At 35.7% G+C, this 16036-nt stretch carries 15 protein-coding genes; 10 read left to right on the plus strand and 5 right to left on the minus strand.

The features are described 5' to 3' along the window. Both RT445_RS11455 and RT445_RS11460 read right to left on the minus strand, forming a co-directional pair. A partial coding sequence (locus tag RT445_RS11455; RefSeq protein ID WP_483869415.1) for a sugar phosphate isomerase family occupies positions 1–279 on the minus strand: 279 nt, incomplete at its 3' end. Between the two features lie 350 nt (positions 280–629). Continuing rightward, on the minus strand, positions 630–1280 hold the full coding sequence (locus RT445_RS11460; RefSeq protein WP_274794696.1) for a LytTR family DNA-binding domain-containing protein: 651 nt from the start codon (positions 1278–1280) through the stop codon (positions 630–632). 505 nt (positions 1281–1785) lie between these two features. Between RT445_RS11460 and RT445_RS11465 the strand changes: the two genes are divergently transcribed. The 4 genes from RT445_RS11465 to RT445_RS11480 all read left to right on the plus strand — a co-directional run bounded on the left by RT445_RS11465 (position 1786) and on the right by RT445_RS11480 (position 4763). Continuing rightward, complete coding sequence (locus RT445_RS11465; RefSeq protein ID WP_274794695.1) at positions 1786–2580, plus strand: helix-turn-helix transcriptional regulator; 795 nt, start codon at positions 1786–1788, stop codon at positions 2578–2580. A 176-nt stretch (positions 2581–2756) separates the two neighbouring features. Beyond that, the gene (yidC, locus tag RT445_RS11470) at positions 2757–3518 is read left to right on the plus strand and encodes a membrane protein insertase YidC (RefSeq protein ID WP_274794694.1); all 762 of its coding nucleotides are present in this window, start codon (positions 2757–2759) and stop codon (positions 3516–3518) included. Between the two features lie 55 nt (positions 3519–3573). Beyond that, complete coding sequence (locus RT445_RS11475; protein ID WP_274794693.1) at positions 3574–3822, plus strand: hypothetical protein; 249 nt, start codon at positions 3574–3576, stop codon at positions 3820–3822. 158 nt (positions 3823–3980) lie between these two features. Continuing rightward, complete coding sequence (locus RT445_RS11480) at positions 3981–4763, plus strand: M15 family metallopeptidase (protein ID WP_312506965.1); 783 nt, start codon at positions 3981–3983, stop codon at positions 4761–4763. Positions 4764–4815: 52 nt separating this feature from the next. Here the strand turns inward: RT445_RS11480 and cls are convergent, their stop codons facing one another. Beyond that, positions 4816–6273: a cardiolipin synthase gene (cls, locus tag RT445_RS11485; protein ID WP_274797388.1), complete on the minus strand. Its 1458-nt coding sequence runs from the start codon at positions 6271–6273 to the stop codon at positions 4816–4818. Positions 6274–6634: 361 nt separating this feature from the next. Continuing rightward, positions 6635–7795, minus strand: a complete 1161-nt coding sequence (locus RT445_RS11490; RefSeq protein ID WP_274794691.1) for an MFS transporter — start codon at positions 7793–7795, stop codon at positions 6635–6637. A gap of 356 nt (positions 7796–8151) precedes the next feature. Here RT445_RS11490 and RT445_RS11495 point away from each other — a divergent pair, with 356 nt between their 5' ends. After that, entirely contained in the window at positions 8152–8289 is a 138-nt protein-coding gene (locus tag RT445_RS11495) for an Lmo0850 family protein (protein WP_004232019.1), read from the plus strand. A gap of 59 nt (positions 8290–8348) precedes the next feature. Here RT445_RS11495 and RT445_RS11500 read toward each other — a convergent pair whose 3' ends face one another. Next, positions 8349–9536 (minus strand): FtsW/RodA/SpoVE family cell cycle protein, encoded by a 1188-nt coding sequence (locus RT445_RS11500; RefSeq protein ID WP_313470620.1) that lies wholly within the window; start codon positions 9534–9536, stop codon positions 8349–8351. 354 nt (positions 9537–9890) lie between these two features. Here RT445_RS11500 and RT445_RS11505 point away from each other — a divergent pair, with 354 nt between their 5' ends. The 5 genes from RT445_RS11505 to cshA all read left to right on the plus strand — a co-directional run bounded on the left by RT445_RS11505 (position 9891) and on the right by cshA (position 15980). Beyond that, positions 9891–10643, plus strand: coding sequence for a hypothetical protein (locus RT445_RS11505; protein WP_274794689.1), 753 nt, complete (start codon positions 9891–9893; stop codon positions 10641–10643). 244 nt (positions 10644–10887) lie between these two features. Next, entirely contained in the window at positions 10888–11967 is a 1080-nt protein-coding gene (locus RT445_RS11510; protein WP_312506964.1) for a D-alanine--D-alanine ligase, read from the plus strand. Between the two features lie 11 nt (positions 11968–11978). Beyond that, positions 11979–13346 (plus strand): UDP-N-acetylmuramoyl-tripeptide--D-alanyl-D-alanine ligase, encoded by a 1368-nt coding sequence (locus RT445_RS11515; protein ID WP_312506963.1) that lies wholly within the window; start codon positions 11979–11981, stop codon positions 13344–13346. Between the two features lie 73 nt (positions 13347–13419). Then, positions 13420–14112 carry an alpha/beta hydrolase gene (locus tag RT445_RS11520; RefSeq protein ID WP_274797387.1) on the plus strand — a complete coding sequence of 231 codons (693 nt, stop codon included), beginning with the start codon at positions 13420–13422 and terminating at the stop codon, positions 14110–14112. A 353-nt stretch (positions 14113–14465) separates the two neighbouring features. After that, positions 14466–15980: a degradosome RNA helicase CshA gene (gene cshA, locus RT445_RS11525; protein ID WP_274794686.1), complete on the plus strand. Its 1515-nt coding sequence runs from the start codon at positions 14466–14468 to the stop codon at positions 15978–15980. Positions 15981–16036 lie beyond the last annotated feature (56 nt).

A 16036-nucleotide genomic window follows, 5' to 3' on the forward strand; every position in this document is an offset into this window, starting at 1 on the left:
ACCTTGGAATGGTCCACGTTTACGAATTGCACCAGCTTCTGCTAAGTACTTGTCTACTTCTGGTCCTAATGATGCACCTGTATATACATCAATTTTGAATTCTTCATTTTTTGCGCGCTCAACTAATGCCATTGGCACAACTTTTGCGTCCCCAGCACGAGTAAAACCACTCATACCAACTACATCACCGTTAGAAATAAGTGCTGCTGCTTCTTCTGCAGTAACAATTTTACTCTCAAGTTCTTTTAAACCTAGGCGTTTTTGAACATTTGCATCCATAAAAAATCCTCCCCTAAATAATTTTGATGGAAACCGATTACAAAACTAGAAAAAACCTTTATGAATTTTCTGTTTATTCAGTTGTAGTATGACTCCAACCATTTGAATAATACTATCACCAAATTGTCACAAAAACTTTAGAATTAGCATTAAATTGAGTAAAAAAAGGAAAATCGAGCATTAAGATGATTTTTCGACAGAGAAAACGTTTTATTGTAGAGCTGTATAAATTTAGAGGATATCAACATAAAAACGATGTAAAAAAGGGAAAAGGGGGAAAGAAAAGGAATTAAATTTTTTCGTAAAAAAGTACAGCGAACAATTTACAAATTGTTCGCTGTACATAGAAATTAGAAACCTAAAGAACGACGGAAGTAGCTTGCATAGCGTTGGCTTACAGGAATACGAGTACCGTCCTTCATAATTAATAAAAACGTTGAGTGTGAATCTGGTTGAATTTCATCGATGTAGTCAATATTAACGATATATGAGCGGTGACAACGAATAAATGAATCAGGTGCTAAAAATAGCTCTAAATCACTTAGGTTTAAACGGTGATAACCTTCACGAGTCATTGTTTTAACAAATGTTTTACGGAGTTGTGTTTCTAAATAAATAACTTGATCATGTTGAATTGGGTACCAGCAATCATCGATTTTGATTGTAATGTAGTTTGTTAAGAATGCTGATGGTTTTTGCGGGAAGATAGCAGTGATTGCTCCTTTTGTTTCGCCTTCCTCCATTAATGGAATACTCATTCCGTAGTAAGCGACACCGAATACATCGGGTTCGATGTAAGAGCTAATTTTTTGACCATAGCTTAGTGCTTTGTGTGCGGCTGAACCTTCTTTAATAGGGTCACCAGGTTTAATTTTTAAATCAACTTTTTTGCTTGGCTGGTAATATAAATATTCATTGGTATCAGAAATAGCAATGGAAGTATTCTCAGGGAAGAATTCCTTAATAATCTCCATTATTTCTTCTATTTGTTTTGGATCCACTATAAACACCTCGTCTAAACTTTTAAAAATAGTATTATCATCTATTTTACTACATATTCATATAAATTATATAGAGAAGATTTAGGAATAAAATAGAAAAATGTCGATTGACACATTAGAATGACGTCAGAAGTTTTGTATAATTTGTAAATTAATTTATTTAATGACTAATTTTTTTTGATAGGTATATGGTAAAATTTAATTGTTAGAGATAAGTTTACGAGGTTTCTACTATGCCTATGTGATTAATTAGCACTAGAGTAGCAATTAAAATGTGGTTGAAAGGAACTCGCAGAATATGGTAAAATTCACTGTATAGTCTATTTTTTTAAGATTTGGTGTTTTAGTTGGGTTATATTTGAGTTATTTTTTATAAAAAATTGTGAAATAGGACTCAATTCTTATATTGAATTAACAAATACTATTTTCTTATTTTTAATTTGTAAGGATTGGTGTCAAATTTTGTCATGCAATTCGTGTACTCTGAGGAAAGATGGGGAAGATTATGCAACTACATCAACATTCTATGTCAGAAACGATTTCAAAAAGATACTTCCAAGAAATCGATAATATTAATCAATATATCGGTGTCGAAGAATTTTTTAATATTGAGTCGAAATTAATTTTTGAAATTTACCATTTAGAATCTGCCAAAGCTAAAAAATCTTTGCATGAATTAATTGATATTCTTTCAATACGTTTTGGCAAGCAGGTCATAAAAATTGTTCGAAGTTATTTTTCCGTTTTGTCCTCCATTGTGGCCCGTAAATTGCTGGACAATCAAGTGCCTTCGAAAAAAGCTTTTGCTTTTAATATTGCTTGTAACGATATGATAGAAAATCAAATGAAAGATGCAGAGTTTTTACAATTTGCTGATGATTTAATTGATTTCTTTGTCTACTTTATTGCAGATCGCAAACAACCGACTTTCCGACATCAAACTGTCAACAAAGTGATCATGTATATAAATGACGAGCTTGAAAATGATTTAACAGTGGAAAGTATCGCTAACAATTTTCATATAAGTACGAGTCACTTATCACGTATTTTTAGAGAACACGTTGGCATTACATTAGTAGAGTATTTAAACGTGCGACGTGTAGAAGAATCACAATACTACTTACGACATACCAACAAGAGTATTACTTCTATCTCCGATCAATTCCATTTCTGTAATCAAAGTTATTTTACTCGTATTTTCAAAAAATATACTGGGGTAACGCCTAAGCATTTTAGAGATGAACTACATCATGAATTTTACCGTTTTGAAATGGCAGAGACTGAATTACTAAATGTTTAAAACATTGAGCATAGAACAAGAAAAGGTGCGAACGTATTAGCATAGCTAAAACTCGCATCTTTTTTATGAATTAATTTATGGAATGGTGACGAGAATTAGTAGCACTTGCTATTTGATAAAGATAGACCCTATAAGGTATACTTCACAGTAGTTGATAAATAATAGTAGGTGGAAAAATGAAAAATTGGAAGCTATTTTCAATGCTTGGACTGGCTGTTTTTGTTCTTAGTGGCTGTCAAGCTGTGCAAAACAAAGAAGGTTTTTTCTACAGTATCTTTGTAAAACCTATGGAGTTTTTACTGGAATTTTTCGGGAATGATATTTTTTCAGGAAGCTATGGTTTAGCAATCATTGCGATAACAGTTCTTATTCGTTTAATCTTAATGCCGATTATGTTGAAAAACTATCGTCAACAACAATTGATGAAAACGAAAATGGATGCGTTTAAACCTGAAATGGAAGCTGTTCAGAAAAAAATGAAAGAAGCTAAAACGAAAGAAGAGCAAACACAATATCAACAAGAAATGATGGCTCTGTATCAAAAGCATGGCATTAATCCGCTCAATATGGGTTGCTTACCGATGTTGATTCAAATGCCAATTATTATGGGTCTTTATTTCTCGATTTTGTATTCTACAGATGTAAAATCACATGAGTTTTTATGGTTTAGCTTAGGTTCACCTGATATTGTTATGACCATTATTGCAGGGATTGTTTATCTAGTTCAAGCTCGTGTATCATTATGGACTGTACCTGAACAACAAAAGGCTCAAATGAAAATGTTTATTTATATTTCACCAATTATGATTGTCTTTATCTCGATGTCTTCAATGGCGGCCCTACCACTATATTGGTCTGTCAGTGGTGCATTGTTGATTATTCAAACATATATTGGACGTAAATATTATTCGGAGCATCCCGAAAAAGCAAAATCATAAATTCATTGTTGTCGAGGCGCTTCTGTTGCCTCGATTTTTTTAGGAGGACAGCAAGATGAACAGAAAGTGGCTATCATCAATTTTTGTTGCAATTTTTAGTATTGCGGCACTAGTATTTATAATAATGGGGAAATTTAATTTTGCGGTATTGGCAATGACAATTATGTTTACCTTATCGAACGGGTTTAGAGCAAAGAGTTTTGAAGAGCAGGGCTATGTAAAAGAGTCGAAATGGATGAAGTATATGGCAATTTTTTTCGCCATAGCTTCTATAATAGTATTTGTCATTATTCTAACAGACTAAACTGTAAAGATTTGCGTGGGAAAATTGCACTTAAAAATGTGAACAGTGCTAAAATGAGATTATATCAAACAGGTAATATAATAAAATCGGTATTTCAGGATGAACCTTTTAAAAATCATCCGTTGGGATACCTGATAATTATTAAAGGGGCATAAATAGTGAAAAACAATCGTCTTCCGCTTATCCTTGGTGCTTGCATTTCTATCGCTTTAATTGTTGCTATTTTTGTAGTTTATAACTATAAAAATAATCAAGTTAATAATGCAGCGGATGAGCAACCAAAAACAACAGAAACAAATAATTCAGAGAAAGATTCTACTGCAACAGAGAAGCCAGTTAAAGAAAAACCAGAAACACCTGCAAAGACAGAGCAACAACCTGATGAAAATGGCTATCTACCAAATCAAACATTACCTACTGAACCAACTTATATAAAGGGCGTTCTGCTAGCGAATAAAATTTATCCGCTTCCTTCAACTTTTGCACCTGAGGAAAATCCAGAAGCACGACAAGCGCTAAATCAGATGTTAGCTGCTGCCAAGCAACAAGGGTTTGATTTAGTCGCATTTAGTGGTTACCGATCATTTGAATATCAAACAACGCTTTATGAAAACTATGTTAAACGTGATGGACAAGCAGCTGCAGATCGATATAGTGCCCGTCCAGGCTATTCGGAGCACCAAACAGGTTTAGCGTTCGATATAGGCGAGCGCGGAAAAGAAGATTTATGGCTGACAGAAGAATTTGGAGAAACACCGGCAGGACAATGGCTATTTGCTCATGCCCAAGACTATGGTTTTATTCTTCGATTCCCGCAAAACAAAGAAAACATCACAGGTTATATGTATGAGTCGTGGCATTATCGCTATGTGGGCAAAGATATTGCAAAAGAGATTGCAAAACAAAATATTACGTTAGAAGAATATTTGGGCGTTAAATAAAAAAAGGGAGAGGAGTGGTTCTATAAGAACTAGCTCTCTTCCTTTTTCTATTTTATAAAATAGGTGTTAATAAACGAGAAATGGATTCTTTAAATTTAATAAGTGCTGAGCGGTTTTTGTACATTTCCCATGTTAATTCCGTACAATCAAAAATATCCTTTTCAAACAGCTCTGCAAGTTGGTGCGATATATTGGCATCATAAATAAAGGCATTGACTTCAAAATTAAGACTGAAGCTTCGTACATCGATATTAGCTGTTCCGACAGAGGATGCCTCGTCATCAATAATGATGGCTTTTGCATGGATAAAGCCTTTTTCATAAATGTATACTTTCGCTCCAGCACGTAATAACTGTCCTACATAGGAATAAGTCGCCCAATAAACAAACATGTGGTCAGGTTTATTAGGAATCATAATACGTACATCAATGCCAGATAACGTAGCAATTTTAATGGCATCTAAAAAACTTACATCGGGAATAAAATAAGGTGTCTGAATGTATATATATTTTTGAGCCATGTTAATGAGTTTTAAATAACCGATCTTAATTTGTTCCCAGTCCGAATCTGGTCCGCTTGAAACAATTTGTAAGCCAACGTCTCCTTTTTTAGGAATCGCAGGGAAGTAACGATCAGAGTAACCCATTTTTTGTTGTGCACTTGCTTGGTTCCAATCAAGTAAAAAACGTGTTTGCAAAGGATGTACGGCACTTCCCTCAATGCGTAAGTGAGTGTCTCTCCAGTAACCAAACTTTTTCTGTAACCCTAGGTATTCATCACCGACATTAAAGCCTCCAATATAGCCAATTCGGCCATCAATGACAACTATTTTTCGGTGATTTCTAAAATTGAGGCGGGGATTAAGGAGTGGCAAAATAGAGGGGAAGAAAACTTCTACTTCACCACCAGCATTAAGCAATTCCTTAAAATTGCGCTTTTTCACATTACGTGACCCCATCTCATCGTAGAGAAGACGTACCTTGACACCTTGCTTTGCTTTTTTAGTTAGTGCATTGACGATACGAGTACCTAAGTTATCTAGGCGGAAGATATAATATTGAATGTGAATATGATCTTTTGCTGCTTCAATATCTTTAAGGAGTTGTTCAAATTTATCGGCACCATCGTCAAAAATATCTAGATGGTTGTCCTGGGTTAATACCGCATTATTTGTTCTGAGGTGCATGTAAATCATCTCTTGATAGTTTTCGGCATTTGCAATGCGAAATTCAAATGTTTCATCACGAATGGCTTCCATTTGGTAAGTAATAAGGTTGTCTATCCCAATATCCTTACGTCCTTCCCAACGGAATAAATGTTTTCTTCGTAACTGTCTTCCGAGTAATAGGTACAAAATAAATCCAGCTAATGGCAGGAAAAATAGTACGAGAATCCACGCCCAAGTAGAGGTAGCATCTTTACGTTCTAAAAAAATGATGGTCATAGCTAATAAAATATTAAAAAATAAAGTTAAAGGGACTAAATATTGTATATCTGTAAAAATGCTCATTCCTACACCTGCCTTTACTATTGTTAACAACATACTTTAGTATAGCCTACTTCAAAAGAGGAAAGAAGATACGAAATGGCTAGATCATATGGAAATGGCGTAGCTCGGAAACTGATCAAAGATACTCCAACACCTTAATCAAGTCCTAATCCAAAACCAATCTCCAATGATAACACATTTCAGCTTGAAGTAGCTTGATATCTCCATTTAAAAAATAAGAGCATGGCTAGCTATTTTCTTCATCCTATCAGAACAGGAGAGGGGAGAAAGCATTGTGCATGATAATCTTGTTTAAACATAAGCACTTGCATAGAATTGTAATCATGACTTAGCAATACGAAATGTGCTGTAGAAGTCAAAACTATTCATAACGCAATGATTTTTTTGATGCCTTATATATATAAATAAGACTTATCGACAAAATAGCAATCACTGCCGAAGTATAATAACCAAGACTAGCTTGTACTGTAAATAGCCAAGTGAAAAAGAGTGGGCCGAGAATACGACCTAAGTTATCCATTGAATAGGAGAGCCCTGCGGCAGTACCATATTGTCCTCCAGATTCTTTAGAGGAGAGCGATACCACACATGTTCTAGCAAGTGCATTACCAGCTGTAAAGACACAAAGGGCTAGGCCAGCCATAAAAAGGTTAGTAGTTAGTGTGAATAAAAGCATTCCTATAGCTGTTACAATTTGTGCGCCGATTAACCAGGTTGTCTCGCTACCGTTTTTTATACGCCGAACGACGCCACCTTGAATTGCAGCATCAACAAAGCCACTAAACATAAATAAATACCCAATTTGCAAAGGTGTAATGTGAATTTTTTCGATTTGGAATAATTGGAATGTAGCCTCAACACCAGCTAGCATAAAGGTTACTAAAAATGAAAACAGAAAGAGGTAACGCACTCGGTATTGTAGCATTTTACCAGCGCCTTTTGGCACAATAGCACGTTTATTCGAATCTTTTCGTTTTTCTGGTTCTTTTAAGACGAAACTTGCATAAATAAATAATAGTGCAATTAATATTGCGGAAGCAATAAACGGTAATTGCAAGCTATAATGTCCTAGCATACCACCGATTGCTGGACCGAAAATAAAACCAAGACCAATGGACATGCCCATAAAGCCCATATATTTATTACGATCCTCTTCACTGGACATATCTGCGATAAATCCTGTTACTGCTGTATATAATGCTCCTGAAAATAAACCACCAATAATACGAGAGACATACAAAATAGTCAGGTTATCAATAAATAATGAAAAAATAACAAAGCTAAGGCTAAATCCAACAAGACCTGTTAAAATTAAATGTTTACGCCCTACCTTATCGGATAGCATGCCCCAAAATGGTGCTGTGAAAAAACTTGCAAGTGAGTAGACAGTTAATAATCCACCAACGTGGAGATCATGCCAATTTTGCTGTACAATCACCTCTGGTAAGACAGGAATAATAATGCCAAATCCAAGATAGACGAGGAATTGAACAGACATCAATAATAAAATTGCCTTCTTCATACAGTTCCCTGCTTTCATACGATATTTCAATATGTATATTCTAACCTTCTTAATCTTGCGATTACAAGAATGTGGAGGGATATCTTTGGATAATGAGTAATGAATCGGTAGGAAAGAGGTGCCGCTTAAAACAAAAGAGCAAGTCAGTGAATAAAATAAAGCCACTTCGGGCAGTTTAAATATGTTTGGTAGTAAAGAGTGATGGGTATAAAAAATTTACAATGTGACAAAATTGAAAAAAATTTTATGTAAGTTAAGTGCTATGATAAATTTGTCAGACATCTACTCTTAGAAAAATGAAACTTTTTTGTAAATAAAACGTTATATAAAATCGAGGAAAGATTGAGGTGGAATGTATGACGAAAGAAGTAGATTTGAAAAAGATTGTTTCGAATTTATCTAAGTTGGGTGTAACAGCCACTGTAACAAAGTCTCGACTAGAACTTTTAAAAGTGCTCACACCACCAACGCAGACACCGCAAGTTCAAGCTTAACTCGTTTACAATAGAAAAAGGGAAGTCTCCATGTAAGAGACTTCCCTTTTTCTATATGTTTATTCATCTTCATCATGTGTTGTAAACATGTATGTGCGATAGTGGAACCGCATACTAAAGACAAGACCAATAGCTAAAGCATTTCCCATTAAAGAACTTCCTCCGTAGCTAATAAACGGAAGCGGAATACCTGTAATAGGTAATAATTGGATTGTCATTCCTATATTTTCGAAAACGTGGAAGGTAATCATAGCAATAATACCAGCACAAACATATGTTGAAAATGGATCTTTTAATAAGAGTGTTGTTTTTGTTAAGTGATAAATTAATAAGAAGAAAATACAAATAACAATACTAGCTCCAATAAAACCCCATTCCTCACCAATTACTGTGAAAATAAAATTGGTATGGTTTTCTGCTACATATACTTCTCGATTTCGAAAACCTTTACCAAAAATTTCACCTGACCCAATGGCATTTAACGATGTAATTAAATGATAGCCATCACTAGATGAATAGGAATAGGGATCTAGCCAGGAGTAAATTCGAGCAAACTGGTAAGCTTTAAAGCCAAATGTTTTCTCAAGGAAATCCTGCATGTAAAGTGCCATCCACAATAGTGAACCACCTGCTAGCACGCCACCTAAAAATGTAGGAAGAATGATTTTCCAAGAGATACCCGCTACAATGATGAGAGCTGCAGTAATCGCTAAGAATACAAGAGCTGAACCAAGGTCAGGCTGTTTTAAAATAATCCCTAAAGGTACGATTAATGTGATACCGATTTTACCAAGTAGTAAAAAATCAGTTTTTAAAGATCTTAATGAATAAACTTCATGATGCTTACTTATCAATCGTGCTAGTGCTAAAATGTAAAAGGTTTTCATAAACTCAGAAGGCTGAATATTTCCAATCGGTGTGTGATACCAGCTTTTAGCACCATTAACGGGTGCACCGATTTGGCCTTCTCCTTCAGGCATAAAAATAAGCAGTACCAATAAGGCAATCCCTGCTCCATACATATACCATGACATTTTTTTGTATTGATCTGGTTCAAAAAACATCACAATGCCAATAATTACGGCACCAATTATATACCATTGCATTTGTTTTGGTACGTAGTTAATGCCATACTGACCTGATGTTTGTGCAGATGCAATAGCTAACAAACTAATGACTAGAAAAGTGAAAAGAATAAAAGCAAGGGTCCAGTCAAAACGATTTGCGAAATTTCGTTTATTTTCCATAAAAGCCACCTAAATTAAAATAGTATCTCAGTATGAGTAAATGTGATGCGTTTCTTCCTATTTCGTTTATAATTGTTCAAAGAAGAGAGCAATTTATAGGAGTTAGGTATTGGTGAAAAAATAACCTTCATCTACTGATAAGCTTGCAATTTGCTTTGAATATTGTCAATGGAATTTTAAGCAAATACTTGTACTCAATGAGTAGTCTTAAATTTGTATGCAAATGCATGTTTAACATTCCTATTATAACGCAAAAAACACTTTTATGCCTGCGTATATAGTTGTGACGACAATTAACATAAAATGTTTCAAAAAAATGATGTTTAGTCTTATAATGTATTGAAGAATGGGGTGATGGTTGTGGCTAAAAAATTAAAGTCAGCTGATGATTTTATGTATCATATTTATGTTCACATGAACGATGTCGATAAATTTGTCATTTTTAGCGGGTTAAAATTCTCGCAATTTGTGGCTGCGCTTGAACCACTGCATCACTTACTGTTATTAAAACATTCCTATGAAGACGGTTCTTTTAATATGCATACACAGTTTGAGTATGTACTGGAAGAAGAGGTTCCTCGTTTTGTGAAAAAATCAGCAGAATCGAAGGAATTGTGTTGGGTTGATTTTATGGACGAAAAGAGGCTAGATCATCTAACACCGATGGAACAAGGAGAACTGCTCTACATAAGTCATAAAAAAGAACCGATTACGTCTGCATTTTTTAACAAATTACAAAATAGATTCGTTTATTATTCTTCAGATTTAGAAAAAATGACTAAAATCTATTTCCGGCACTTAAGTGATTCGGATTTACTAGTTGCAAATGTTTTTAATAGTTTAATTCGTGAAAAGGAGCGGAGTACTGGTTTTTGGCGTCGAAAGGTCAAATCGAGTATTCCATCCATATCGCCCGACTTTTTACGTTCTTATCGATCCTTTGCTAAAGATGGAGCGTTATTATCTTTGTATAGGATTGAAAAACCAAAAGCAGCTTACGGGATAGAAGTTCGTAACCTATCAGAATATTCCTTTCCCGATGAAGTTTGGGATGACTTAAATACCATATTGAAAACGGAGCATGATGAATTGATTTATATTATTTAATCTTCATAATAAAGGCAGATGTTTTTATATCTGAATCAAATGAAGATAAACTGTTGGCAGATGTGATAGATTTTGAAGTGTGGATCTAGACAGGACAAAATCCAGACGCAATGAGGCCAAGGTATAAACGTTGAAAAGTACACTCAAATCTCACCGTCAAAATTACGGTGAGATTTTTATGTCATTTGTCAATACGTTTCATGATAAACTAATAGTACTCAAGAAGTATGTGGAGGGCACAAAAATGAAAAAAAGAATCGGTTTATTATACGGCGGAAAGTCAGCGGAGCATGAGGTGTCCTTATCGACAGCTCGTGCAGTTACAGGAGCTTTGAATTTCGAGGAGTATGAAGTATATCCGATTTTCATTACATCTGATGGGGAATGGCGACGTGGTGAACGTTTAGAAAAACCTGTTAGTACAATTGAAGAATTACAATTTGGTGATGATACCACAATTTTAGAGAATAATATTACTGATTTTTTAATTGATAAGCATGGCAAGATGGTGCAGTTTGATGTTATTTTCCCATTACTACACGGTACAAATGGTGAAGATGGAACGGTGCAAGGTTTACTTGAGGTTCTAAATCTACCGTATGTAGGGAATGGTGTTTTAGCATCTTCTGCTGGTATGGATAAAGTGGTAATGAAGCAATTATTTGAAATTGCTGGGTTACCGCAGGTGCCCTATACGTATTTTATTCGTAGCGAATGGAAGAATGAGCAACAGGTAATTATTGAACGCTGTGAAGAAAAATTAAATTGGCCGATGTTTGTAAAGCCAGCAAACTTAGGATCAAGTGTTGGAATTAGCAAAGCAATAAACCGTGAAGAATTAGTAAAAGCAATTGACGTTGCCTTACAATATGATCGTAAAATTGTAGTTGAGCAAGGAATCACTGCTCGAGAGGTTGAATTAGCCGTGTTAGGAAATGATTATCCTGAAGTTTCTGTTCCAGGTGAGATTAAACCAGTTACTGAATTTTATGATTATGATTCGAAATATAAGGACGGCTCCACAGCATTAATTATTCCTGCTGAGCTTCCGATGGAAACAGTATCTAGCTTAAAGGAACTGGCGAAACGTGCATTTAAAGCAATAGATGGTAGTGGATTAGTTCGTGCTGACTTTTTTGTAACAGCAGATAATAGCATTTTTATCAATGAAGTAAATACAATGCCAGGTTTTACACCTGTCAGTATGTATCCTTTATTATGGCAACATACAAATGTGAGTTATCCAGAGCTGATTGATCGTCTAATTACCTTAGCGATTGAACGTTTTGAAGAAAAACAACAGCTTCACTATAAAAAAGACTGAGTGGGATTATTGTGAAAAAAACATTAAAACAATTAGCTGCATGGTTAAATGAGGATGTGTCAGTTTTTGGTGACACAGTTGTATCAGGTATATCCATTGATACAAGAACAATTCAACAGGGCGATTTATTTGTACCATTCCGTGGAGAGCATTCAAATGGGCATCAGTTTGTGAATCAAGCATTTGAGAAAGGTGCTGGAGCTTCTCTATGGCAAAAAGACGAGCCAAATCCACCAGAAGGGGTCCCTTTATTATTTGTGGATGACCCAGAGTTAGCTTTGCAGGAAATGGCACGTGCGTATCGTAACGAACATAAAGCAACATTTATAGGCATAACAGGGTCAAATGGTAAAACATCAACAAAGGATATTTTAGCAGGGACACTTGCTCCATTTTTTAAAGTACAAAAGACTATTGGGAACTTTAATAATCAATTAGGTTTACCAATTACAGTTTTACAGCTCGATGAAGATACTGATGTAGCTGTCCTTGAAATGGGTATGAGTGGTTTTGGGGAAATTGAATTTTTATCTAAGCTTGCTCGTCCTCATATGACAGTTATAACAAATATCGGTGAAGCCCATATGCAAGATTTAGGATCACGAGCAGGTATTGCGAAAGCGAAGTTTGAAATTATTCAAGGAATGCAGCCAGATGGCCTTTTATTCTATGATGGAGACGAACCACTGTTACAGGAGTTAGTAGCTAAGGAGTCACACTTACAGTCAGTGCCATTTGGATTAGACCCAAGTAATCTTTTATATGCTGAGAATATTCATGCCAATGCAGATGGAAGTAACTTCACAACGCACGGTATAATTGAGGGTGATTTCTTTATTTCAGTTCTTGGCAAGCATCAAGTGAAAAATACACTAGTGGCGATGCTAATTTCTCATAAGCTTGGTTTAAGCAATGAACAAATTCGTACATCCTTAGAGCATGTAGTGTTAACAGACATGAGAATGCAACAAGTACAGGGATCGAATGGTGCTCTCTTTATAAACGATGCCTATAATGCAGCTCCAACCTCGGTGAAAGCCGCTATTCAATTTATGGCTACTTCAACTATTCGTCCTGAAAAATGGCTTGTATTAGGAGACATGTTAGAGCTAGGGCCAAATGAACAAAGTTTTCATGAAGAACTAGCGGAGCATATAAATGAGCAGGAAATAGATTATATCTGTTTATTTGGTCCTCGTATGGCACATCTTTATAAAGTATTAAAAGAGCGCTTTGATGCACAACGGTTACTGTATGTAGAAGATGATTATTCGGCTATTATTGAAAAGCTAAAGCAAGCAAATGAATCCTCTATCGTTTTACTGAAAGGCTCACGTGGTATGAAATTGGAGACAGTTTTAAAAGCATTTGCATTATAGTATTAATGAATCGGTGGGATCAAACCCACCGATTTATTCATATAGTTTATCTTTGTTAAACGAGGTGAGGATGTTGTCAGTAGGTGTACTAAGTATACATGGTTTTTCAGGTGGTCCTTATGAGGTGGAGCCATTCACAGCATACTTACGGGCACATACAGATTGGTTAGTTGAAGAGCCTACATTATCAGGCCATGGAGAAGAATTACATATGAGTGGGTTTACTGCAAGGCATTGGTTAATGGATGCTGAACTCGCCTTCCGGTCATTAGCAAAAAAAGTTGATGAGGTCATAATTGTTGGTTTTTCGATGGGAGGGATTATCGCGTTATATTTGGCCAAGCGCTATAGAGTAAAAAAGCTCGTATTGCTGAGTGCCGCTGCTAAATATGTAAGCCCTAAACAATTGGTAAAGGATTTCAAAATGTTAGCTTCTGAAGCCTATCATCATAATTTAACGAATAATGAACTTTTTTTACGCTATCAACATAAGTTTAACAATGTACCATTAGCGTCAACAATAGAATTTATGAAATTGGTTAAAATGGTGGAACCTTATTATCAGCATATTCAAATTCCAGTTTATATCGTGCAAGGGAAAATGGATGGAATAGTACCCTACCAGACGGCACAATTTCTCTTTGATGAATTATCCTCTAAAGAAAAAAACTTGTATTTTTCTGATAAAGGTAAGCATCATATATGTTTTGAAGAAGATTGTTCTGAATGGTTTCCTCAAGTTTTAATGTTTTTAAAGGGTGAGTAAAGTAGTCAGATTATTACGACTCATGCGTTATCGTTGCATACGATTTAAAGCCATGTTAGACTAGTGTAAGCAATGGATACATTTTGTGCGAAGACTCTTCATATTTGGTTGAAGAGTACTTTTTTTTGAAACATAACGGTTTTATTCTAAAGTGAATAATTACGACAGAATCGAACCGCTCGGTAAAGACCGGGCTTTCCTTTTCATATAAGAGAGCTCTATATGAACTATCATGTAGAGAAAATTTTTAAGTAACGGAAACGTTCCACTACACAGGCTCGAATTTGCCGACAACTTCATCTGAAAATGTAACCATTTGTCAACTTAAAAGGAAAAAAAGGAGATTGAGAAGTTTGACAAATTTTTCAGAATTAAATATTAGCGAATCTACATTACGCTCAGTAAAGCGTATGGGATTTGAAGAAGCAACACCAATCCAAGAAGGTACTATTCGTTTTGCGATTGAAGGCCGTGACGTATTAGGTCAAGCACAAACTGGTACTGGTAAAACTGCCGCTTTCGGGATTCCACTAATTGAAAAAATCGATCCAAAAAACCCTAATATTCAAGCGTTAGTCATCGCACCAACTCGTGAGTTAGCTATTCAAGTTTCTGAAGAGCTATATAAAATTGGTTATGACAAACGCGTAAAATTATTATCAGTTTACGGAGGTCAAGAAATTGGCCGTCAAATTCGTGCACTGAAAAATAGACCTCAAATCATTGTTGGTACGCCAGGACGTATTATTGATCATATTAATCGTCGTACGTTAAAATTAGAAGATGTTCAAACATTAGTATTAGATGAAGCAGATGAAATGTTAAACATGGGCTTTATCGATGATATTAATTCGATCTTAGAAAACGTGCCTGCTGAGCGTCAAACATTATTGTTCTCAGCAACAATGCCACCAGCAATCCGTAAAATTGCAGAAACATTTATGCGCGATCCAGAAATTGTGAAAATTAAAGCGAAAGAATTGACTGTAGACAATATTGATCAATATTTTGTTAAGTCAGCTGAACGTGAAAAGTTCGATATTTTATCTCGTCTTTTAAATGTTCACCAGCCAGAGCTTGCGATTATTTTTGGTCGTACAAAACGTCGTGTAGATGAGCTTGCACAGGCCCTATCAATTCGTGGATATTTAGCTGAAGGTATTCATGGTGATTTAAGTCAAGCGAAGCGTATCTCTGTATTACGTCAATTTAAAGAAAATAAAATTGATATTCTTGTTGCGACAGATGTAGCAGCTCGTGGACTTGATATTTCTGGTGTAACACATGTTTACAACTTTGATATCCCTCAAGATCCAGAATCTTATGTTCACCGAATCGGACGTACTGGCCGTGCGGGTAAATCAGGTCTTGCTGTAACATTTGTTACTCCACGTGAAATGGGTTACTTACGTATTGTAGAAGAAACAACGAAAAAACGTATGACACCACTTCGTCCACCAACATCTGATGAAGCATTAGAAGGTCAACAACGTTTAGCTGTAGAAACACTTGAAGGTCTTATTGCTAATAATAATTTAGGTGATTACCGCACATTTGCAGCGGAATTACTTGAAAATCATGAAGCAATTGATGTTGTGGCAGCTGCTCTTCGCTCGTTAACGAAAGAGCCAGATGATACACCGGTAACAATCACAGAAGAACGTCCATTACCAATGCGACGTGAACGTTCTAGCAATAATCGTGGTGGTGGTGACCGTGGCCGCAGTAACCGTAGCTATGGCGGACGTCGTGACAATGCTCGCAGTGGAGATCGCCGCAACAGCCGTCGCGAAGGTGGTCGCCGTGAAGGCGGACGTCGTGAAGGTGGACAAGGTCGTTCTCGTTCTCCACGCCGTCACGAAGACTAATCTTAATCAAATATACGTAATCTTTATGTTAAACCTTACAGTCTTATTGGCTGTAA

Source organism: Lysinibacillus sp. (genome assembly GCF_032093475.1).
In the GTDB taxonomy this organism is placed as follows: domain Bacteria; phylum Bacillota; class Bacilli; order Bacillales_A; family Planococcaceae; genus Lysinibacillus; species Lysinibacillus irui.